Annotated in this window: 15 protein-coding genes and 1 pseudogene; 7 read left to right on the top strand and 9 right to left on the bottom strand. The window is 71.6% G+C overall.

The genetic code is table 11. From position 1 onward, the window contains the following. Window positions 1–73 precede the first annotated feature (73 nt). The 3 genes from ABZ385_RS04290 to ABZ385_RS04280 all read right to left on the bottom strand — a co-directional run bounded on the left by ABZ385_RS04290 (window position 74) and on the right by ABZ385_RS04280 (window position 4,008). On the bottom strand, window positions 74–304 hold the full coding sequence (locus tag ABZ385_RS04290) for a DUF6458 family protein (protein ID WP_358586703.1): 231 nt from the start codon (window positions 302–304) through the stop codon (window positions 74–76). Window positions 305–381: 77 nt separating this feature from the next. Beyond that, on the bottom strand, window positions 382–1,680 hold the full coding sequence (locus tag ABZ385_RS04285) for a M18 family aminopeptidase (RefSeq protein WP_358698904.1): 1,299 nt from the start codon (window positions 1,678–1,680) through the stop codon (window positions 382–384). A 501-nt stretch (window positions 1,681–2,181) separates the two neighbouring features. Then, window positions 2,182–4,008: an acyl-CoA dehydrogenase gene (locus ABZ385_RS04280; protein WP_358590616.1), complete on the bottom strand. Its 1,827-nt coding sequence runs from the start codon at window positions 4,006–4,008 to the stop codon at window positions 2,182–2,184. A gap of 119 nt (window positions 4,009–4,127) precedes the next feature. On the opposite strand from ABZ385_RS04280, the gene ABZ385_RS04275 reads away from it, so the two are divergent. The 4 genes from ABZ385_RS04275 (at window position 4,128) to ABZ385_RS04260 (ending at window position 9,186) form a co-directional block, all read left to right on the top strand. Then, complete coding sequence (locus ABZ385_RS04275; protein WP_358590619.1) at window positions 4,128–4,619, top strand: SseB family protein; 492 nt, start codon at window positions 4,128–4,130, stop codon at window positions 4,617–4,619. 1,054 nt (window positions 4,620–5,673) lie between these two features. Continuing rightward, on the top strand, window positions 5,674–6,921 hold the full coding sequence (locus tag ABZ385_RS04270) for a glycerophosphodiester phosphodiesterase family protein (protein WP_358909619.1): 1,248 nt from the start codon (window positions 5,674–5,676) through the stop codon (window positions 6,919–6,921). A 145-nt stretch (window positions 6,922–7,066) separates the two neighbouring features. Next, window positions 7,067–8,023 (top strand): pirin family protein, encoded by a 957-nt coding sequence (locus ABZ385_RS04265; protein WP_358909617.1) that lies wholly within the window; start codon window positions 7,067–7,069, stop codon window positions 8,021–8,023. Window positions 8,024–8,148: 125 nt separating this feature from the next. After that, window positions 8,149–9,186 (top strand): AI-2E family transporter, encoded by a 1,038-nt coding sequence (locus ABZ385_RS04260; protein ID WP_358583066.1) that lies wholly within the window; start codon window positions 8,149–8,151, stop codon window positions 9,184–9,186. 79 nt (window positions 9,187–9,265) lie between these two features. Here the strand turns inward: ABZ385_RS04260 and ABZ385_RS04255 are convergent, their stop codons facing one another. Beyond that, window positions 9,266–11,455: a SpoIIE family protein phosphatase gene (locus tag ABZ385_RS04255; protein WP_358909615.1), complete on the bottom strand. Its 2,190-nt coding sequence runs from the start codon at window positions 11,453–11,455 to the stop codon at window positions 9,266–9,268. A gap of 199 nt (window positions 11,456–11,654) precedes the next feature. Here ABZ385_RS04255 and aspS point away from each other — a divergent pair, with 199 nt between their 5' ends. After that, window positions 11,655–13,418 (top strand): aspartate--tRNA ligase, encoded by a 1,764-nt coding sequence (aspS, locus tag ABZ385_RS04250; protein ID WP_358583062.1) that lies wholly within the window; start codon window positions 11,655–11,657, stop codon window positions 13,416–13,418. A 129-nt stretch (window positions 13,419–13,547) separates the two neighbouring features. Here aspS and ABZ385_RS04245 read toward each other — a convergent pair whose 3' ends face one another. From ABZ385_RS04245 to ABZ385_RS04235, 3 genes are all read right to left on the bottom strand, one after another. Then, a complete protein-coding gene (locus ABZ385_RS04245; RefSeq protein ID WP_358583060.1) occupies window positions 13,548–13,727 on the bottom strand; it encodes a hypothetical protein in 180 nt (59 codons plus the stop codon). A gap of 95 nt (window positions 13,728–13,822) precedes the next feature. Continuing rightward, window positions 13,823–14,773, bottom strand: coding sequence for a hypothetical protein (locus ABZ385_RS04240; protein WP_358583059.1), 951 nt, complete (start codon window positions 14,771–14,773; stop codon window positions 13,823–13,825). Window positions 14,774–14,825: 52 nt separating this feature from the next. Next, on the bottom strand, window positions 14,826–15,383 hold the full coding sequence (locus tag ABZ385_RS04235) for a hypothetical protein (RefSeq protein ID WP_358909613.1): 558 nt from the start codon (window positions 15,381–15,383) through the stop codon (window positions 14,826–14,828). 15 nt (window positions 15,384–15,398) lie between these two features. Between ABZ385_RS04235 and ABZ385_RS04230 the strand changes: the two are divergent. Then, window positions 15,399–15,746 (top strand): annotated as a pseudogene (locus tag ABZ385_RS04230) (TetR/AcrR family transcriptional regulator); the annotation flags it as partial. A gap of 60 nt (window positions 15,747–15,806) precedes the next feature. On the opposite strand, the gene metG reads toward ABZ385_RS04230, so the two are convergent. Both metG and ABZ385_RS04220 read right to left on the bottom strand, forming a co-directional pair. Next, the gene (gene metG, locus ABZ385_RS04225; RefSeq protein WP_358909611.1) at window positions 15,807–17,441 is read right to left on the bottom strand and encodes a methionine--tRNA ligase; all 1,635 of its coding nucleotides are present in this window, start codon (window positions 17,439–17,441) and stop codon (window positions 15,807–15,809) included. A 10-nt stretch (window positions 17,442–17,451) separates the two neighbouring features. Next, the gene (locus tag ABZ385_RS04220; protein ID WP_358909609.1) at window positions 17,452–19,692 is read right to left on the bottom strand and encodes a VWA domain-containing protein; all 2,241 of its coding nucleotides are present in this window, start codon (window positions 19,690–19,692) and stop codon (window positions 17,452–17,454) included. Between the two features lie 465 nt (window positions 19,693–20,157). On the opposite strand from ABZ385_RS04220, the gene ABZ385_RS04215 reads away from it, so the two are divergent. Then, window positions 20,158–22,257: a PhoX family protein gene (locus tag ABZ385_RS04215; RefSeq protein WP_358909608.1), complete on the top strand. Its 2,100-nt coding sequence runs from the start codon at window positions 20,158–20,160 to the stop codon at window positions 22,255–22,257. Window positions 22,258–22,280 lie beyond the last annotated feature (23 nt).

The following is a 22,280-nucleotide window of genomic DNA, read 5'->3' as shown; positions in this document are numbered from 1 at the left end:
ACCCATGACTACCCCGAACCGTCGCACATCGGACATCGGACATCCGGCATCGATGATGTGGTGCGTCGGCGGGTCAGTAGCCCCTGCGCTCCTGCTCGGGGTCGACGACCGTGTTCGGCGCGACCGGTGGCACCACCGCCCGCCTGCGGCGCGCGATGCTGGTGAACGCGGCGACGCCGATGAGGCCGACCGCCATCATGACCAGACCGGCGACGGTGAGGTTGAGGCCTTCCATCTTCCAGTCGGTCGCGAACGTGAGAATGGCGCCCACGGCGATGAGAATGATGCATCCGCCCAGGCCCATATGGACCGCCTCCCTGTGGTCGTGGCTGCGATGCACCGTGTACCCGGATGGGCCACGACCACACGGGACTTGACGCCTCAGCCCGCCAGGAACGCCACGAGGGCGTTGGCCAGCATGTGCGGGTCGTCCGCGCCGCACAGCTCGCGGGCGCTGTGCATCGACAGGATCGCCACGCCGATGTCGACCGTCTTGATGCCGTGCCGGGCCGCGGTGATGGGGCCGATGGTGGTGCCGCACGGCATCGCGTTGTTGGAGACGAACGACTGGAACGGCACCCCCGCCTTCTCGCACGCGGCGGCGAACACCGCCCGCCCGGTGCCGTCCGTGGCGTAGCGGTTGTTGACGTTGACCTTCAGGATGGGGCCGCCGTTGGCGCGGGGGTGGTGCGTCGGGTCGTGCCGCTCCGCGTAGTTGGGGTGCACGGCGTGGCCGGTGTCGGAGGAGAGGCACACGGTCCCGGCGAAGGCGCGGGCCCGGTCCTCGTAGGAGCCGCCGCGCGCGAACACGGACCGCTCCAGGACGCTGCCGAGCAGCGGGCCGTCGGCGCCGGTGTCGGACTGCGAGCCGTTCTCCTCGTGGTCGAAGGCGGCGAGGACAGGGATGTACGACAGGTCGGCGCGGCCCGACACGGCGGCGAGGGCGGCCGTCGCCGCGTGCACGGACAGGAGGTTGTCCATCCGGGGGCCCGCGACCAGCTCGCGGTCACGGCCCAGGAAGGCGGGGGGCTCCACGGAGTACGTCATGAGGTCCCAGCCCGTGACGTCGCCCTCGCCCAGACCGGCCTCCGCCTCCAGGAACCGGATCAGGTCGCCCTCGTGCACGTCGTCGCCGAGCCCCCAGATGGGCTGCATGTGCTTCTGCTTGTCGAGCTTCAGGCCCTCGGAGTGCACCGAACGGTCCATGTGGATGGCCAGTTGGGGCACGCGCAGCAGCGGCCGGTCGATGTTCACGAGCCGCGTCGTGCCGTCGCGCAGCGAGAGCCGGCCCGCGAGGCCGAGGTCGCGGTCCAGCCAGGAGTTGAGCAGCGGGCCGCCGTAGATCTCCACCGCGATCTGGCGCCAGCCGTGGGCGCCCGCGTCGGGCTGCGGCTTCACGCGCAGGTTCGGGGAGTCGGTGTGGGCGCCGACGATGCGGAAGGGGGTGTGCGGGTCGGCGCCCTCCGGGACGTACCAGGCGACGATCGCGCCGCCGCGCAGCACGTACTTGCCGCCGGTCGTGCCGTCCCAGGCGTCGGTCTCCTCGACCCGGCGGAAACCGGCCTTCTCCAGCCGCTCGCCGGCGCTCGCCACGGCGTGGTACGGCGTGGGGCCGGCCGCCAGGAAGGACATGAGGTCTTCGGTGTGGCCGCGGTCGAAGGGGCCGGTGGATGTGCGCATGGCTGCCAGCCTAGCCAGAGCGGGGGTGGGGTGGTGTGGGTCCCCGGGGCGGGGGTGGTGCCCCCCTGCGGGGGTGGGGTGGGTTTGACGGGGTCTGGCCGGGGGCCGGGGGGGGGTGGGGGGCATCTCCTGCCCCGCCGCTCCGCGGCGGATGTTTCCCACCCACCCGCCCGTTTACCCGGCGTCATCCCCTGGCCCGCCGCTTCGCGGCGGGAGCTTGTTCGGTTCCGGGGCGATGCGGGGCAATCGGGTGGGTGGGTGGGAAACCATCCGCCGCGAAGCGGCGGGCCAGGACCGCCCTCCCGCCGCACGGCCCGGGGCGGGGCGGGACCCCACGCCGCACGGCCCGGGGCGGGCCGGAGCCTCACGCCGCACGGCCTGGGCCGGGGCCCCACGCCGCACGGCCCGCCCCCGGGCCCACGCCGCACGGCCCGCCCCCGGGACGGGGACAGGCCGTGGTGCCCGGCGCGGGGGCCGGGGAGAGGCAGGAGAGGCGTGGGGCTAGAACGCCGCCTCGTCCAGCTCCATCAGCCCCAGGTCAACGCCTTCGGCGAGCTTCCGCTCGGCGGCGACCCCCGGCAGAACCGTCGTCGCGAAGAACTTCGCCGCCGCGATCTTGCCCTCGTAGAAGGCCTTGTCCTTGGCGGAGGCCGTCTCCAGCTTCTCGGCGGCGACCGCCGCACCCCGCAGCAGCAGGTAGCCGACGACGACGTCGCCGGACACCATCAGCAGGCGCGTGGTGTTGAGGCCCACCTTGTAGATGGACTTGACGTCCTGCTCGGTCGCCGCGAGGTCCGTCAGCATGACGCCGACGATGGCCTCCAGCTCGACCGCGGCCTTGGCCAGCTCCTCGCGGGCGGCGGCCAGCGTCTCGCCGCCCGTGCCGACGGCGAGGAACTTCTTGATCTCCTCGGCGAGGCCGTTCAGCGCGGCGCCCTGGTTGCGGACGATCTTCCGGAAGAAGTAGTCCTGCCCCTGGATGGCCGTCGTGCCCTCGTAGAGGGTGTCGATCTTGGCGTCGCGGATGTACTGCTCCAGCGGGTACTCCTGGAGGTACCCCGAGCCGCCGAACGTCTGGAGCGACTGCGCCAGCAGCTCGTACGACTTCTCCGAGCCGTAGCCCTTGACGATGGGCAGGAGCAGGTCGTTCAGGGCGTTGAGCGCCGACGCGTCCTCGCCCGCCGCCTCCTTGACCTGGATCTCGTCCTGGACGGCCGCGGTGTGCAGCACGAGCGCGCGCATGCCCTCCGCGTAGGCCTTCTGCGTCATCAGCGCGCGGCGCACGTCCGGGTGGTGGGTGATCGTCACCTTGGGCGCGGTCTTGTCCATGAACTGGGCGAGGTCGGGACCCTGGACGCGCTCCTTGGCGTACTCCAGGGCGTTCAGGTAGCCCGTGGACAGCGTCGCGATGGCCTTCGTGCCGACCATCATCCGCGCGAACTCGATGATGCGGAACATCTGGCGGATGCCGTCGTGCTTGTCGCCGATCAGCCAGCCCTTGGCGGGGTGCTGGTCGCCGAAGGTCATCTCGCACGTGTTGGAGGCCTTCAGGCCCATCTTGTGCTCGACGTTGGTGGCGTAGACGCCGTTGCGCTCGCCCAGCTCGCCGGTCTCCCAGTCGAACTCGTACTTCGGTACGAGGAAGAGGGACAGGCCCTTGGTGCCGGGGCCGTGGCCCTCGGGGCGGGCGAGGACGTAGTGGAGGATGTTCTCCGACATGTCGTGCTCACCGGAGGTGATGAAGCGCTTCACGCCCTCGATGTGCCAGGAGCCGTCCGCCTGCTGCACGGCCTTGGTGCGGCCGGCGCCGACGTCCGAGCCCGCGTCGGGCTCGGTGAGGACCATCGTGGAGCCCCACTGCTTCTCGACGGCGATGGAGGCGATCTTCTTCTGCGCCTCGTTGCCCTCCTCGAAGAGGATGCCGGCGAACGCCGGGCCGGAGGAGTACATCCACACGGCCGGGTTCGAGCCGAGCAGCAGCTCCGCGTAGCCCCAGATCAGGGAGCGGGGCGCGGTGGTGCCGCCGATCTCCTCGGGCAGGCCGAGGCGCCAGTACTCGGAGTCCATGAAGGCCTGGTAGCTCTTCTTGAAGGACGCCGGGACGGGCGCGGTGTTGGTCTTCGGGTCGAAGACCGGGGGGTTGCGGTCGGCGTCCGCGAAGGACTCGGCCAGCTCGTTCTCGGCGAGGCGGCGCAGCTCTTCGAGGATGCTCTTGGCGGTGTCGACGTCCATCTCCGCGAACGGGCCGGTGCCGTACAGCTTGTCGCGGCCGAGCACCTCGAAGAGGTTGAACTCGATGTCGCGGAGATTCGACTTGTAGTGGCCCATGGCGAAGGCTCCGTAAGCAGAAAGGGATGGAATACCAGTAAGTAGCTACGATGATGCTACCCGTCGGTAATAAGACGCAACCCCTAACCGGCCATCTGTGACTCAGTAGGCTTCCACCCATGTACGGCTACGACCAGAACCCTGGCGCCCAGCAGCAGTACGCCCCGCCGGGCGCGCAGCCGCCGCCGCAGCAGATGCAGGGCATGCCCGGCGGTGGGTACGGCCAGCAGCCGCCGCTCTATCCCGAGCCCTCGCCGCCGTCCCTCGCGGACGCGGTGCGCGCCTTCACCACGGGCACGCTGTCCGCCGAGGACTTCCAGCAGATCTTCGCGACCTCGAAGGTCTACTGCCCGCGCGGCGACAACCCCGGCTTCCTCGCGCTGCACAACACCCAGCAGCCCGTCATCCCGATGTTCACCTCCCTCAAGGAACTGCGCCGGTACGCCGGCAAGGACTCCAAGTACTTCGTGATCACCGGCGCCGAGGTCATCGACCTCCTCCCCACCGGGTACGGCTTCGTCCTCGACATGGAGGGCGAGCACCGCATGGTCTTCGACGCGAAGGCCGTGGAACAGATGGTCGACTTCGCCATGCGACGCATGTACGGCTGACCCACCCTCCCGGCCCGCCCGTACCCCGGGCCTCGGGTCGTGCCCCGGGTGCCGGACCGTGACCCCGCTCGTCGGGTCGTGACCCGGGCGTCGGGCCGTAGGCCTCGGGCGCTGCTCTGTGGCCCGGGCTGTCGGCCGTGACCCCGGTGTCGGGTCACGATGCCGGCCGCCGGGTCGTGGCCGGGCGCTGGACCGTGACCTGGCTGTCGAGCCGTGCTCCGGCCGCCGGGCCGTGACCCCGGTGTCGGCCGGCGTCCGGGGGCCGCCGGACGGGTAGCGCTCAGATCGTCGCTTCAGGTGAACGGCGGGCGGGGCGCGGCCGGGTCGGGGACCGCGCGGAGCGGGGGCACGGATGCTCACGTCCATGCCCTCCTCGTCACCCTCCTCGCCGTCGCCCTCGCCGTCACCCTCCTCGCCCTCGCCGTCACCCTCCTCGCCTTGGTCGTCGCCTTCGCCGTCGCCCTCTTCCTCGGCCCCGTACTCCGCCTCGCCCGAGCCCTCGCCCCCGCGCTCGTCCCCGCACTCCGCCTCGCCCGAGCCCTCGCCCGCGCCCTCGTCCCCGCGCTCCTCCTCGCCAGGGAGTGTGCGTCGCGCCCTCGCCGACCCGGGCAGGGGGCGGCTCGCCGTCCTCGTGACCTTCGCCGTGTGCGCGGCGCTGCTCGGCGCCGCGTCCCCGGGTACGAGAGCGGCCGCGTCCCCGGGCACCAGGGCGGCGGCGCCCGCCGGGGCGCCGGAGGCGGCCATGAGGGGCCCCGTCTCCGCCCCCGGCCCCCCGCCCCCAGCGGCCCCCGCACCCCCCGCGAACCCGCCCCCTCCAGCAGCCCCACCCCCTCCAGCCGCTCCGCCCCCTCCGGCGGACCCCGCACCCCCCGCCAACCCGCCGCCCCCTCCGGCGGACCCCGCAGCCCCCGCCAAGCCACCGCCCCCCGCCGCCCCTCCGCCCCGGACGGACGCCGCCGCCCCCGCCCCCCGTACCGACTCCGCCGGCCCCGGCGAGACCCCCGCCGATCGTGCCCTCCGCGCCTTCCTCGATCACGGGCCCAGGGCCGGGGTCATGATCGCCGCCCACCGGGGGCAGTGGCGCAGGGCCCCCGAAAACAGCCTCGCCGCCGTCCGGGCGGGTTTCGCCGACGGTGCGGAGATCGTCGAGGTCGATGTCCGGCTGACCAAGGACGGGGTGCCCGTCCTGATGCACGACGAGAGGGTGGACCGCACGACCGACGGCACCGGTCGCGTCGCCGACCTCACCCTCGCCCAGCTGCGCGGCCTGCGGCTGCGCGCGGGACTGGGCGGTCGCCAGGCGGCGGTCACCGGTGAGCGGGTGCCGACGCTCGCGGAGGTCATGGGCGCCGCCCGCACCCTCGGCCTCGTCAATCTCGACCAGGCCTGGAAGGACCGCGAGGCAGTCTGGCGGGTGCTGGAGCAGACCGGCACCGTGCGCAACGGCCTCTTCAAGTCCAGGGCACCGGCCGCGGAGGTACGGGCGTTCCTCGACCGGCATCGGGGCGCCCTCTACATGCACCTGGTGGACGACGCCAACGCCGCTTCGGTGGGGGATTTCGGCCAGAACCGGCCGCCCGCGTTCGAGGTCGTCTTCGACGACGTCCGCGACAAGGTGGCCGCCCCCGCCTTCGCCGAGGGACTGCGGGCGACCGGCCGCGTGTGGTTCAACACCATGCGCAACGGCTACGCGGCCCGGTTCACCGACGAGGCCTCGCTGATCGACCCCGCGCGCGGCTGGGGCGCGCTCATCGCCCGCCACAAGGCGACGATCCTCCAGACCGACAACGTCCGGACGCTGAAGTCCTACCTGACCACCGGCGCCCCCGACCCCGTGCCGGCCGGGGCGGTCCGCGTCCAGGCGGAGAACTACGCCCCCGGCGGCGAGGGCAGGGCCTACCACGACATCGACCCCGGGAACCGGGGCGACGGACCGGGGCGGCGCGGCGAGAACGTCGACGTGTGCGACCACGACGGCGCCGTGGTCGTGTGCTGGATGCGCGGCTCGGAGTGGCTGACCTACGGATTCGACGTGCCGAAGGCCGGCCGCTACACCCTCAAGGCCCGCGTCTCGTCCCCGTACTCCCCCGCCGGCACCTACCGGCTCGCCTTCGACCGCGCCGGCCCGGGCAGGCCGGTGCCGGTCGCCAACACGACCGCCCATCACGCCTTCGACCTCCAGGACAGCCGCGATCCCCGGGAGCTGGCCGCCGGCCACCACCACGTCCTGCTGTCCCTGGACGCGGGCGCGTTCCAGAACTGGAACCTGGACTACCTCCAGCTGGAGCCCGTGCGTCCGTAGCCCGTGCGCCCGTAAACCGTGCGCCCCTAACCGGAACAGATCAAGCCACCCGTGGGACCCGGAGGGAATGCCCTCCGGGTCCCGTTCGTTCAGATGGCAGAAAGTTCTATGTTCAACTAAAGTGAGCGCACAAGGAGGTCCGACCATGCCTGCAGTGACCGTCGAGAACCCGCTGACCCTGCCCCGAGTGGTGGCACCGGCCGACGCCGTGGCCCGCCCCGTGCTCGCCGTGACCACCGCGCCCAGCGGCTTCGAGGGCGAGGGCTTCCCGGTGCGCCGGGCCTTCGCGGGGATCGACTACAAGTACCTCGACCCGTTCATCATGATGGACCAGATGGGTGAGGTGGAGTACGCCGCCGGCGAGCCCAAGGGCACCCCCTGGCACCCGCACCGCGGCTTCGAGACGGTCACCTACCTGATCGACGGCACCTTCGTCCACCAGGACTCCAACGGGGGCGGCGGCACCATCCGCGGCGGCGACACCCAGTGGATGACGGCCGGCAGCGGCCTGCTGCACATCGAGGCGCCGCCGGAGGAGCTCGTCCTGTCCGGCGGCCTCTTCCACGGCCTCCAGCTGTGGGTGAACCTGCCTGCCAGGGACAAGATGATGGACCCCCGCTACCAGGACATCCGCGGCGGCCAGGTCCAGCTGCTCACCTCCCCCGACGGCGGCGCGCTGCTCCGCGTCATCACCGGTGAGCTGGACGGGCACGAGGGCCCCGGCATCACGCACACGCCGATCACGATGATCCACGCGACCGTGCGGCCCGGCGCCGAGGTGACGCTGCCCTGGCGCGCGGACTTCAACGGACTCGCGTACGTCCTCGCGGGCCGCGGCACGGTCGGGGCCGAGCGGCGCCCCGTGCACGTGGGGCAGACCGCCGTCCTCGGCGCCGGTTCCGCGCTGACCGTCCGTGCCGACGAGCGGCAGGACGCGCACGCACCCGACCTGGAGGTCGTCCTGCTCGGCGGGCAGCCGATCCGCGAGCCCATGGCGCACTACGGGCCGTTCGTGATGAACAGCCGGGCCGAACTCCAGCAGGCCTTCGAGGACTTCCAGAGGGGCCTCCTCGGCAAGGTCCCGGCCGTGCACGGCATGTAGCCGTACTTGACCGGCCTGGCAGGTAGGGGCACATGACCTGCCCGGCATGTAGCCGTACATGAGCAGCCCGGCATGTAGCCGTACATGACGTGCGCGGCGCCCGGCCCCGTGCTCGGGTAGGAGAGGTGGAGACCCTCCTGCCCGAGCCCGCCCGCCGCGCCGCCGCCTGGTGCGTCGTCGTCCTCCTGGTCACCGGCGTGGCCGCCGTGGGGGTCTGGCTCTGCGTCACCTTCAAGACGGCCGTCACCCCGGTCCTGCTCGCCCTGCTCGGCACCGCGCTGCTGGGCCCGCTGTACCGGCGTCTGCTCAAGATGCGGGTGCAGCGTTCCCTGGCCGCCGGGCTGACCTGCGCGGCCGTCGTCGCCGTCGTGGGCGGGGCGACGTACATCGTGGTCAAGGCGCTCATCGACAGCGGCGACCAGATCATCGCCTCCCTCAAGCAGGCCGCGAGCGACCTGTCGAAGTACTTCGGGGCGGCCGGCACCTCGCTCGACGACATGGCGTCCAACGCCAAGGAGCTGTTCGGCAAGTTCGGCGGCACGGCGGCGTCCGGGGTGATCAGCGGGCTCAGCACCGTCGGCGAGATGATGGCGATGGCCGTCCTCGCGCTGCTGCTCGTCTTCTTCTTCCTGCGCGACTCCGGGCGCGCGCTGAACGCGCTGCGCTCGCTCGCCCCCGGCGACAGCGCCGACACCGCCGAGGTCATGGCGCGGCGCGCCTTCGAGGCCATCGAGGGCTTCATGCGCGGCACGACGATCATCGCGTTCATCGACGCCCTGTGCATCACCGTAGGCCTGCTGGTCCTGCGCGTCCCGGGCGCCCTCGGGCTCGGCGCGCTCGTCTTCGTCGGCGCCTACATCCCCTACCTCGGCGCGTTCCTGTCCGGCGCGGTGGCGATCCTCGTCGCCCTCGCCGACCGGGGCTTCGCCATCGCGCTCTGGGCGCTCGGCGTGGTCCTGGCCGTACAGGTCCTGGAGGGGCACCTCCTCCAGCCGATGATCCAGAGCCGTACCGTGCAGATGCACCCGGCGGTGGTCATGCTGGCGATCACGGCGGGCGCGTCCGTCGCCGGAATCCTCGGGATGCTCCTCGCCGTACCCCTGACGGCGGCGGCCTTCGGCGTCCTGTCGGAACTGCGCTCCCGCTACTCCGGTACGGCGTAGCGCCCCAAAGGGGCGCGGGGAATCGCGCGCCCAGCCCACGACGACCCGCGCGTATCGGCCCCCGCCGCTGCCCCGCCACTCACTCCCCCGCCTCACCGCCGGCGGCATTCGCGTCCTCGTACAGCTCGAACCAGATGCTCTTGCCGTCGCCGCGCGGGTCCACGCCCCACGCCCCGGCGAGCAGCTCCATCAGGACCAGGCCGCGCCCCGACGACGCCATCTCGCCCGGCCGGCGCTTGTGCGGCAGGTCGTCGCTGCCGTCCGCGACCTCGGCCCGCAGCCGGCGCGCGCCGGGCTCGCCGGTGACCTCGGCGACCAGCAGGGCGTCGCCGTCCGTGTGCACCAGGACGTTCGTCAGCATCTCCGAGACCATCAGGACCGCCGAGTCGACCTGCTCGTCGTCCGCCCAGTCGTGCAGCAGGTCCCGCAGATGCCTGCGGGCGCCCGCGACGCGCTCCGGTTCGGCCTGCGCGACGGTGAGGACGGTGCGGCGGGCGTCCGTGCGCTGCTCGGGGCGCCCGGTGCGGCTCAGCAGCAGGACGGCCACGTCGTCCTCGCGGCGGTCGGCGAGCGGTCCCGTGGTGTAGTGCGAGGCGGGCCCGTGCACGGCCTGTACGAGGCGGTCGGCGAGGAGTTCCAGGCCGTCCTGCTCGTCCTCGCCCAGGTACCCCTCCAGGATCGACCGGATCCGGGACCAGCCGCTGTCCAGGTCGTGGCCGCCGGTCTCGATGAGACCGTCCGTGCAGATCAGCATGGTCTCGCCGGGTTCCAGGACCAGGCGTGTCGTCGGATAGTCCGCGTCCGGGTCGATGCCCAGCGGCAGACCGCCCGCCGTGGGCCTCAGCAGAACCGTTCCGTCACTCATGCGTATCGCGGGTTCGGGATGGCCGGCGCGGGCGATCTCCAGGACGCCGGTCGCCGGGTCGGCCTCCACGTACAGGCAGGTCGCGAAGCGCGGGTCGTACACCGTGGACTCGTCGGCGCCGTGGCCGCTGGAACCGTACGTGATCGACTCGGTGATCCCCGACAGGAACCGGGTGGCCCGCGACAGCACCGCGTCCGGGCGGTGCCCCTCGGAGGCGTAGGCGCGCAGGGCGATCCGCAGCTGCCCCATCAGGCCCGCCGCGCGCACGTCGTGCCCCTGTACGTCGCCGATGACGAAGGCGATCCGGCCGCTGGGCAGCTGGATCATGTCGTACCAGTCGCCGCCGACCTGGAGCCCGCCGCCGGTCGGCACATAGCGGGCCGCCACGCTCATCCCCGGGATCCGCGGCCCGAGCATCGGCAGCATGGAGCGCTGCAGGCCCTCCGTCAGCTCCCGCTCGGACTCGGCGACCCCGGCCCGCGACAGCGCCTGCGCCAGCATCCGGGCGACCGTCGTCAGGACGGAACGCTCGTCGGGCGTGAACGACACCGGATACGCGAAGGCCGCCATCCACGCGCCCATCGTGCGGCCCGCCACCGTCAGCGGCAAGAACGCCCACGACTGCCGCTCGAAGCGCCGGGCCAGCGGCCAGGCCGCCGGATAGCGGCGGCGGTAGTCCTCGGGCGAGGAGAGGTAGACGGCACGGCCGGTGCGCACCACCTCGGCGGCCGGGTAGTCGGTGTCCAGCGGCATCGCCGAGAAGGGCCCGTCGTCGCCGGGCTGGTGGCCGTGGTGCCCGATGATCGAGAGCCGGTCGCCCGCCACCCCGAAGACCGCGAGCCCGTCGGGCGAGAACCCCGGCATGGACAGGCCCGCCGCGACCCGCAGCACCTCCTCCGTGGAGCGCGCCTCGGCCAGCGCGCGACCCGCGTCGAGCAGGAACGCCTCCCGGGAGCGGCGCCAGTCGCCGGTGACGGGTGTGCGGGCGGCGGTGCCGGGCGCGGGCTCGCTGACCTCCTGGAGGGTGCCGATCAGCTCGTACGCCTCGGTCGCGTCGTGCAGGACGGGCTTGGAGCGGCTGCGTACGGTGCGCAGGACGCGCCGTCCCGTGTCGTCCATGATCCGCAACCGGGCCTCGGCGAGGGTGCCCTCGGCGACGGCGAGCTGGACCGTTCCGTAGATCTCGTTCCAGTCGACCGGGTGGAAGCGGGAGCGAACCGCCGCCTCCGTCAGGGTCTGCGGGCGGGCGGGCAGGCCGAGCAGCCGGGCGGCCTCGGCGTCGAGCGTGACGGTCCCGGACGCGTTGTCCCAGCGCCACAGGCCGGTCGCGATGGCGGCAAGGACGTCCCGTATGGGAGGCAGGGAGTCGCTCCCCGCCTGCGAGAGGGGATCGTCGGTGCGCATTGACCCACTTTATGAAGATGGAGGGGAAAGCCGCCACCGAGCCCGGTTCCCGGAACGGGCCCTTTCCCGGCCCGCAAGAGGTCCGGGGGGAGCACGGAGGGGCGGCCACCGGCGGATATCCGGAAACCGATCTTCGCCCGGACGGTAGCCTGGGGAGCGTCTGCTCTCTCCCCTATTCGCGAAGACTGGATGAACGACGATGCATCGGTACAGGTCCCACACCTGCGGCGAGCTCCGCGCCTCTGACGTCGGCACCGACGTCCGGCTCAGCGGCTGGCTGCACAATCGCCGAGACCTGGGCGGCATTCTGTTCATCGATGTCCGCGACCACTACGGCATCACGCAGCTGGTGGCCCGTCCGGGCACCGCGGCGGCCGAGGTCCTGGACAAGCTGTCCAAGGAGACGGTGGTCCGCGTCGACGGCAAGGTCGTCTCGCGCGGCGCCGACAACGTCAACCCCGAGCTGCCCACCGGCGAGATCGAGATCGAGGCCACCGAGGTCGAGGTGCTCGGCGCCGCCGGCCCGCTGCCCTTCACGATCAACGCCGAGGACGGCGTGAACGAGGAGCGGCGTTTGGAGTACCGCTTCCTGGACCTGCGTCGCGAGCGCATGCACCGCAACATCATGTTGCGCAGCGCCGTGATCGCCGCGATCCGCTCGAAGATGGTGGCCCTCGGCTTCAACGAGATGGCGACGCCGATCCTCACCGCGACCTCCCCCGAGGGCGCCCGCGACTTCGTCGTCCCCTCCCGCCTGAACCCCGGCAAGTTCTACGCCCTGCCGCAGGCCCCGCAGCAGTTCAAGCAGCTGCTGATGATCTCGGGCTTCGACCGCTACTTCCAGATCGCGCCCTGCTTCCGCGACGAGGACGCGCGCGCGGACCGCTCGCCGGGCGAGTTCTACCAGCTCGACGTCGAGATGAGCTTCGTGGAGCAGGAGGACGTCTTCCAGCCCATCGAGAAGCTGATGACGGAGCTGTTCACGGAGTTCGGCGGCGGCCGCGAGGTCACCTCGCCCTTCCCGCGCATCCCCTTCCGCGAGTCGATGCTGAAGTACGGCAACGACAAGCCGGACCTGCGCGCCAAGCTCGAACTGCACGACATCACGGACATCTTCGCGGGCTCCGACTTCAAGGCCTTCGCGGGCAAGCACGTGCGCGCGCTGCCGGTGCCGGACACCGCCGGGCAGTCCCGCAAGTTCTTCGACGGCCTCGGTGACTACGCCGTCGAGCAGGGCGCCAAGGGCCTCGCCTGGGTGCGCGTCGCCGAGGACGGCTCGCTGAGCGGCCCGATCGCCAAGTTCCTGACCGAGGCGAACGTGGAGGAGCTGACCAAGCGGCTCGGCCTCGCCGCCGGGCACGCCGTCTTCTTCGGCGCGGGCGAGTTCGACGAGGTCTCCAAGATCATGTCGGCGGTGCGGGTCGAGGCCGCCAAGCGGGCCGGGCACTTCGAGGAGGGCGTCTTCCGCTTCTGCTGGATCGTCGACTTCCCGATGTACGAGAAGGACGAGGAGACCGGCAAGATCGACTTCTCCCACAACCCGTTCTCCATGCCCCAGGGCGGCATGAAGGACCTGGAGGAGAAGGACCCGCTGGACATCCTCGCCTGGCAGTACGACATCGTCTGCAACGGCATCGAGCTGTCCTCCGGCGCCATCCGCAACCACGAGCCCGAGGTCATGCTGAAGGCCTTCGAGATCGCGGGCTACGACGCGGAGACCGTCGAGCAGGAGTTCGCGGGCATGCTGCGCGCCTTCCGCCTCGGCGCCCCGCCGCACGGCGGCATCGCGCCCGGCGTCGACCGCATCGTCATGCTCCTCGCGGACGAGCCGAACATCCGCGAGACGATCGCCTTCCCGCTCAACGGCAACGCGCAGGACCTGATGATGGGCGCGCCCACCGAGCTGGACGAGTCGCGGCTGCGGGAGCTGAACATCTCGCTGCGCAAGCCGGCGGCGCAGTAGCGGCCCGAAAAGGCCCCCGGAACCATCGGTTCCGGGGGCCTTTTCCTGTACCTGTTCTTCTACTTCTTCTACTTCTTCTGTTTCTTCTGTTTCTTCTTCGTCGTCGGGTCGTGGAGTCCGTGTGTGCTGTCAGGCGGCGTGCGTGGACGAGGAGTTGGCCTCGGCCTCGGCCCATTCGGTGACGAGCTGCTCGTACACCCGTCGCTCGTCGGGCCGCAACCGGCCGCCGGCGCCCAGCCACAGCGCACGGATCTCCTCGTTGACCTCGTCGGCGGTACGGCGCCGGTCGGGGGAGTGAGTCGTGGCCATGTCGTGAAGCTTACGTAGTCGCGTGTGAAGGCGCCGTCAGATTAAGCCATCACCCCGCATGACTTAGCTCACCGTGAGCTGAGCACAGCGCGCCGTCACCCGTGCGGCGTGTGCTCGGGCCCCGTGTCCTCGGCGAAGAGCTCCTCGACGCTCCCGACGGTGAAGGCCAGGTCCAGCCAGCGGCCGAGGGTGTCGAGGTCGGTGCAGGACGCGACGCGTTCGCGGGCGTCGTCGGGGAGGGGTGCGAGACGCTGTTCGAGAAGGCGGACCACGGCATGGGCGGCCATGGCCACAGCCTCGGCCGCACCCTCGGCTTTCCCTTCCGCTTTCCCTTCCGCTTTCCCTTCCAGGTAGGCCTGCTCGCGAAGTGTGCCCCGGCCCGGGAAGTAGCTGACGAACGTCATGAGTTCTCTCCATTCCGCTCCGGCCGGGGTGTTACCCAGGCCGACGTCCAAAAGGTCGCTGTAGTAGTCGGCGGACTTTTTGTCGGTCACTCGCAGGGCACGAGCCAGGGCGTCCAGTATGGCGCCGATGTCCTTGCTCCGGCCATGTGTCAGGGCCGAGAACGCCGCCATCGCGAGGTCTTGCGCCGCCACGGACGGGTCGGTGACGACGGGTACGTTCTCGGGGCCCAGGACGAGCGGATGTGTGCTGAGTGCCGTCCACCCCAGTGCGCCGCACGCGAACGGCCCCACCGCCCAGCTCGCGGTCGCCTTGTCCTGGCAGACCACGAGCAGCAGTACCGGCAACCGGTACTTCGCCTGCAAATACGCGATGTAGTAGGCCCAGCTCGTCTCCTTGTCCGCGTCGCGTCGCCCCTGGGCTTCGATGGCGAGGAGGAAGCTGTCACAGCCGTCGGACGGCTCGACGCGGAGCACGCTGTCGACGCGGCGTTCGATGGGGCGGATCTCCGTGGCGTCAGGGGTGAGGACTTCTACGACGGCTTTGGACGGTGGAGGGACGCCGAGCAGTCCGAAGACGGGGCCGAGGATCTCCGGGCGTTCCTGGAAGATCCGGTGGGAGGCCTCGTGGCGGGAGGTGACCATGGGACAGAGCCAAGCGGATTCGGGGTGGGGAAATCCGATGAACGGTTGGTGATCACTCTTTCGGGGACTTCAGGAGTTCCACCGCCGAGCTGAAGCTGTCCGAGCCGTGGCCCGCGGCCACGACGCGGCGGAACAGGTCCTGGACCGCCTCCGGGAAGGCCGTGTCCACGCCCGCGTCGCGGGCCGTGTGGACGACGTGGTCGATGCTGGCCAGGCCCATCGCGGTGCGGTCCACGTCGCCGGCGTGGTTGCCCGCGTCGATGCGGGGGGCGTAGAAGTCGATGAAGTGGCCCATGCCGGCGAAGTTCTTCGCGGCGTAGGGCGCGATGTCCGTGGCCGTGAGGCCGTGGGCGGCGGCCACGGCCACGGCCTGCCAGTAGGCGATCATCGACGGCCAGAAGATGGCCATGTTCAGTTGGTACATGAGCGCGGCCAGGCCCGGGTCCTCGCCCCGGTGGTCCGTCCTGCCGGTGATCACTTCGAGGGCCTCGCGGTGTGCCTCGTACGCCTGGCGCGGGCCGCTGTAGAACGTCGACGCGTCCGGGGTGCCGATCAGGGGCGGCGGGCACAGGACGCCGCCGGTCAGGTGTGTCCCGCCCCGCTCCGTCACCCAGCGGGCCCCCGCGAGGACGATCCGGCCCCGGCCGTCGAGGCGTGCGCCGCCGACCTGGCGGTCGCGCTGCGGGAATCGGGCTGGACCGACGGCTGCCCCGTCACGGCCGCCGCCCTGGAGACCCTCGGCACCGACTCGCAGATCCAGCGGGTGTGCGCGCAGGCCCTGCGCAACTGGGAGCGCGTCGTCGCCGGGAAGCTGCTCGCGTCCGGCTTCACCGCCGAGGACGCGGCCGAGGTCGCCACGACCGTCATCAGCACGCTGGAGGGGGCGGAGGTGACCGCCCAGGTCACGCGCAGCGAGGAGCCCCTGCGGGCGGCGGGCCGGCAACTGGCCCGGCTGCTGCGGACGTACGCCTGAGGGCGCACGCGAAAGGGCCGGGACCGCACAGCGCGGTCCCGGCCCTCGGGCGTAGGTACGTCAGGCCTTCTTCGGCTCCTCCAGGCGGGGGAACAGCACCGCGCCCTTCGTCACCGTCGAGCCCGCGGGCAGCCGGCCCCACGTGCCCGCGTCCTGGACCCGCTGCTCGGCCAGCGCGCCCAGCGAGGCCTCCGCGCCGAGGGACTCCCACAGCTTCTGGGACGTCTCCGGCATGACGGGGTTCAGCAGGACCGCGACGGCGCGCAGCGCCTCGGCGGCCGTGTAGAGGATGGTCGCCAGGCGGGCGCGGCCCTCCGCCGACTCGTCCTTGGCCACCTTCCACGGCTCCTGCTCCGTGATGTAGCCGTTGACCTGCTTGACGAAGGCGAAGATGGCGAGGATGCCGGCCTGGAAGTCCAGCTCCTCACCGATCGCGCGGTCGGCGTCGGCGACGGCCTTCGCCAGGCCGTCCTCGACCGCCTTCTCGGCGTCGCCCGCCGCCGTGGCCTCGGGCAGCTCGCCGCCGAAGTACTTGCCGACCATGGCCGCGAGGCGGGAGGCGAGGTTGCCGTAGTCGTTCGCCAGCTCGCTGGTGTAGCGGGCGGAGAAGTCCTCCCAGGAGAAGGAGCCGTCGCTGCCGAAGGCGATGGCGCGCAGGAAGTACCAGCGGTAAGCGTCCACGCCGAAGTGCGAGGTCAGGTCCTGTGGCTTGATGCCCGTCAGGTTCGACTTCGACATCTTCTCGCCGCCGACCATCAGCCAGCCGTTGGCGGCGATCCTGCCCGGCACCGGCAGGCCCTGCGCCATCAGCATGGCGGGCCAGATCACCGCGTGGAAGCGCAGGATGTCCTTGCCGACCAGGTGGACGTCGGCCGGGAAGGTGGCGTCGAACTTCTCCTGGTTGGCGCCGTAGCCGACGGCCGTGGCGTAGTTCAGGAGCGCGTCGACCCACACGTAGATGACGTGCTTGTCGTCCCACGGGACCTTGACGCCCCAGTCGAACGTCGAGCGCGAGATGGACAGGTCCTGCAGGCCCTGCCGGACGAAGTTCACGACCTCGTTGCGCGCGGACTCCGGCTGGATGAAGCCGGGGTTCGCCTCGTAGAGGGCGAGGAGCTTGTCGCCGTACTCGCTGAGCTTGAAGAAGTAGTTCTCCTCCTTGACCAGCTCCACCGGCTTCTTGTGGATGGGACAGAGCTTCTGCCCCGCGAACTCGCCGCCCGCTTCGCCGTCGATCAGGTCGCCGGGGAGCTTGTACTCCTCGCAGCCCACGCAGTACGGGCCCTCGTAGCCGCCCTTGTAGATCTCGCCCTTGTCGTAGAGATCCTGGACGAACTCCTGGACCCGGTCCGTGTGACGCTTCTCCGTGGTGCGGATGAAGTCGTCGTTGGCGATGTTCAGGTGCTCCCAGAGGGGCTTCCAGGCCTCGGTGACGAGCTTGTCGCACCACTCCTGGGGGGTGACGTCGTTCGCCTCGGCCGTGCGCATGATCTTCTGACCGTGCTCGTCCGTGCCGGTGAGGTACCACACCTTCTCGCCGCGCTGACGGTGCCAGCGCGTGAGCACGTCCCCTGCAACGGTCGTGTAGGCGTGGCCCAGGTGAGGAGCGTCGTTTACGTAGTAGATGGGGGTCGAGACGTAGAACGCCTTCGCGTTCTCGTCCGCTCCCTGCTTCTCGGATCCAGTGGCCGCCATGGTCGAAATCCTAACGGCCCCGTGAAGATCCACTCACCTCGGTTTCACCGGCCGGACCAGGGCGCCAGGACGCCAGCAGGCCCTCGTACAGCTCCTTGTCCGTGAGCTCGCGGGGGGTGGGGCCCGCGTGGAAGAACGCGGCGTTGTCCGCCTTCATCCTGCGGAGGTAGTCGAAGGCCTTCGCGTCGTGCTCGCCGAAGGCGACGAACTGGAAGAAGAGGGGGTGCGCGGCGGCCTCCGCCAGGGCCTGGGTCGCCGGGCCCTTCGCGTCGGGGGCGCCGTCCGTCTGGAAGATCACCAGGGCGGGTTCGCCGGCGCGGTCCGACTTCTCGTGGTGCGACTCGTAGTGCGCGACGACCTCTTCGATCGCGCGGTGGTAACTGGTGCGGCCCATGTGGCCGGCGGCGGCGTGCAGCTCGTCGATGCGGCCCTCGTGCTCGGGGAGCGTGAGGGTGCCGGTGCCGTCGATGTCGGTGGAGAAGAAGACGACGTGGACGGTGGCCTCGGGGTCCGTGTGGGCGGCCAGCGCGAGGACCTGCTCGGCGAGGCTCTGCGCGGAGCCGTCCTTGTAGTACGGGCGCATGGATCCGGAGCGGTCCAGCACGAGGTACACGGCCGCGCGCACCTCGTCCAGCCCCCGCTTCTTCAACACGCCCCCGGCGGCCTTGTAAGCGGCCACCAACCCAGGAGCCACCGCCCGAACCCCGGCCACCCCCTTGCCGACAACACCGCCCCCGGCCTTCTCGCCCCCGGCCTTCTCGGCTCCGGCCTTCGCCTCGTCCTGCCCCTTGGCCTCGGGCTTCGCCTTGTCGGCCTTGTCGGCCTTGTCGGCCTTGGCGCCGGACGCGGTTGCGGGCTTCGTCTCCGCGTCGGCTTCGGGTTCGGCCTGCCCCTTGGCTTCGGTCTCGGCTTCGGCTGCGGGCTTCGCTTCGGACGTGGCTTCCGCCTTGGCCTCAGACTTCGCTTCGGGCTTTGCCTTGGCGCCGGGCGCGGTTGCGGGCTTCGTCTCCGCGCTGGCTTCGGGCTTGGCCTGCCCCTTGGCCTCGGGCTCGGCTGCGGGCTTGGCCTCGCTCTTGGGCTTGGCCTTGGCCGTGGCTTCGGGTTCGGCCTGCCCCTTGGCTTCGGCCTTGGCTTCGGGCTTCGCTTCGGACGTGGCCTCCGCCTTGGCTGCGGGCTTCGCTTCGGGCTTCGCCTTGTCCTTGGGCTCGGCTGCCGGCTTCGCCTTGGTCTTGGGCTTGGCCTCGGCCTTCGCCTTGTCCTCAGGCGTCGCCTGCACCTTGGCCTCGCGCTTCGCCTCGGCCTTGGGCTTCGCCTCGGGTTCGACTTCGGCCTTGGCCTCGGTGTCGGCCTTGCCCTCCGTCTTGTCCTCAGGCTTGTCCTTGGCCTTCGTCTCGGTCCCGGCCTTGGCTTCGGGCTTGCCCTCGGGCTGGGCCTCTGGGTCCGCCTCCGCCTTGCCCTTGGGCTCGGTCTCAGCCGCAGGCTGCGCGTCGGCCTTCGCCTTGGCTGCGCGCTCCGGGCCGTCCTCGGCCGCAGTGTCCTGGGCGGTGGCTGCCTTCGGGGCGGGCTCGGCCTTGGCTTCGGGCTTCGCCTCCGCCTTGGGGGCAGTTTCACCCGCAGGCTGCGCGTCGGCCGTGGTCTTCGGCTCGGCGTCGGCCTTCGCCTTGGCCGCGCGCTCCGGGCCGTCCTCGGCCTTCGGGGCAGCCGCAGTGTCCTGGGCAGTGGCCGCCTTCGAGGCGGGCTCGGCCTTCGCTTCGGGCTTGCCCTCGGTCGTGGCCTCGGGCTGGACCTCTGGCTGCGCCTCCACCTTGGCCTCGGCCGTGGGCTCGCCCTTGGGCTCGGTCTTGGGCTCGGTCTCAGCCGTCGGCTGCGCGTCGGCCTCCGACTCTGCCTTGGGCTCGGCGTCGGCCTTTGCCTCGGCCGCCCGCTCCGGGGCATCCCCGGGCCTCGGCTCGGTCGCAGGCGCCTCGGCGGCGGCAGTCTTCGGCGAACCGTCAGCCGCAGGCTTCGTAGCGGCGTCCGACTTCGCCTTGGGGCCAGTTTCAGCCGCAGGCCGCGCGTCGGCCGTGGTCTTCGGCTCGGCCTCCGCCTCGACCGCGTGCTCCGGGGCGGTCTCCGCCTCGGGCGCGCGCTCCGGGGTGGCCTCGGGCTTCGGCTCGGTCGTGGGGGCCTCGGCGGGGGGCGCGGGGTCCGGTTCGGGGTCCGGAGCGCGGCGCTTGACCTTGTCGAACGCCGCCGCGACCAGGTCACTCACCGTCGAGGCCGACGGTTCCGGACTCGGGGACGGGATCGTCGCCCGGGTGGGCGGCGTCGGCTCCGGTGACGGGCCGGGAAGCGAGACACCCTGTGAGGAATCCGATCCCTCCGCCCCCGGTTCAAGCGCTGCCGCAGACTCACGCGCCTCAGGAACGTTCCCCTTGCGTGACCGTCCGAACGCGTTCCGCAGGCGATCCAGAATGCCCATGTGCGCAACCCTTCGCGTGAGTTGATTCCCGAAATCCCTGGCCAGGGCGGACACGTAAGGTTAGCCGCCGCCACGGACGATCTTGGGCAGGGTCGCCACTCGTCACCCGCCCGCGCCACCGCGCGGCGGCCCGCACGTCAACTTCCTCCCGGGCGTCGCGGATTCACCGGCCGTTCACCCGCAGGCCGCCGCCGTGCCGGAACCCCCGCCTAGCCTCACGGCGGAAACAAGCCACGCCACGACGACGGAGGATCCGTGCCCAAGCTGCTGCCGATCATCACCTCGCATCAGGGGAGCGGCGGCCGTTCCGCCCTGACCTGCCGCTTCCGCTGCGGCGACGCCTGCTTCGGCGAGGTGCCCAACACCAGCGCGAACGAGTACGTGGGTGACGTCATCGCCGGTGCGCTCAGCCGCCGTTCGCTGATGCGCGCCGCCGCCGTCGTGACGGTCGCCACCGCCGCGGGCGGCGCGGTCATGGCGGGCCCCGGCGCGAGCGAGGCCGCCGCGGCCGCCCCCGCCGCCCCCGGCACCGGGAAGGGCGCCAAGGAAAAGGGAGCGCGCGGACTGAGGTTCGCGCCCGTCGCCCCGAACACCACGGACGCCGTCACCGTCCCCGCCGGCTACGAGCAGAACGTCGTCATCCGCTGGGGCGAGCCCATCCTGCGCGGCGCCCCCGCCTTCGACGCGGACCGGCAGAGCGCCGCGGCGCAGGCCGGCCAGTTCGGGTACAACAACGACTTCCTGTCGCTGCTGCCGCTCCGGTCCGAGCACGGCCGCCAGGTCCTGGTCGCCAACCACGAGTACACGGACGAGATCCTGATGTTCAAGGGGTACGACCCCCAGAACCCCACCCGCGAGCAGGTGGAGATCGCGTGGGCGGCGCACGGCCTGTCCGTCGTCGTGGTGGAGGGCGAGCGCAGGAGCGGCAAGCTGCGTGCCGTCGGCCGCCACCACCTCAACCGCCGGCTCACCGCGACCAGCCGCTTCCGGCTGTCCGGGCCCGCCGCCGGCAGCGAGCTGCTCCGTACGAAGGCCGACCCGCGGGGCACGACCGTCCTCGGCACGCTCAACAACTGCTCGGGCGGCACCACGCCGTGGGGCACCACGCTGCACGGCGAGGAGAACTTCAACCAGTACTTCGCCAACGCCGCGAAGGTGACGGACGCGACGGCCGCCGCCCGCCTGAAGCGGTACGGCGTCACGGGCGAGGCCTCGGAGCGCAAGTGGGAGCGGTTCGACGACCGTTTCGACCTGGCCAAGGAGCCCAACGAGGCGAACCGCTTCGGCTGGGTGGTGGAGCTGGACCCGTACGACCCGCACTCGACTCCCCGCAAGCGCACCGCGCTCGGCCGCTTCAAGCACGAGGCCGCGCAGCCGCGCCTGACGCGCGACGGGCGTCCGGTGGTCTACATGGGCGACGACGAGAAGTTCGACTACTTCTACAAGTTCGTCAGCAGCAAGCGCATGGCCAAGGGCGGCTCCCGCGCCGCGCACGAGCACAACCTCACGCTGCTGGACGAGGGCACCCTGTACGTGTCCAAGCTGACCGGTGACTCACCGGCCGAGGAGATCGACGGCAAGGGCACGCTGCCGCGGGACGGCGAGTTCGACGGCGGCGGCCGGTGGATCCCGCTGGCCACCGCCGGACCCGGCGGGAAGGCGGTCAGCCACGTCGAGGGCATGACGGCCGAGGAGGTGTACGTCTTCACGCGCCTCGCGGGCGACAAGGTCGGCGCCACCAAGATGGACCGGCCCGAGGACATCGAGCCGTCCCCGCACACCGGCAAGGTGTACGTGGCGCTGACCAACAACTCCGAGCGGGGCAAGCCGGGCAAGGCGGGCGCGGACGAGGCCAACCCGCGCAACCTGAACAAGCACGGCCAGATCCTGGAGCTGACCGAGCACCGCGACCGCGCCGACGCCACGACCTTCGGCTGGTCGCTGTTCCTGGTCGCCGGCGACCCGAACGACCCGGCGACGTACTTCGCGGGCTTCCCCAAGGAGCGGGTCTCGCCGATCTCCTGCCCGGACAACGTCGCCTTCGACCCGCACGGCAACCTGTGGATCTCCACGGACGGCAACCAACTGGGCTCGCACGACGGCCTGTTCGGGGTCGCCACGCGCGGCGACCGGCGCGGTGAGCTGAAGCAGTTCCTGACCATGCCGACCGGCGCCGAGACCTGTGGGCCGCTCGTGCAGGACCGGCGGGTCCTGGTCTCCGTCCAGCACCCGGGCGAGGTCGACGGGGCGTCCGTCGAGAAGCCGGCGAGCACCTGGCCCGACGGCCCGGGCAAGATCGTCCGCCCGTCGGTCGTGTCGGTGTGGCGCGAGGACGGCCGCGACATCGGCGTGTGACGTCCAAGGGGGGCGGCGGTCCG

Origin of the sequence: Streptomyces sp. NPDC005898 (assembly GCF_040629635.1) — a bacterium.
Lineage (GTDB): Bacteria > Actinomycetota > Actinomycetes > Streptomycetales > Streptomycetaceae > Streptomyces.
Note: the sequence above shows the minus strand (reverse complement) of the source record. Positions and strands in the feature narration are given on the sequence as shown.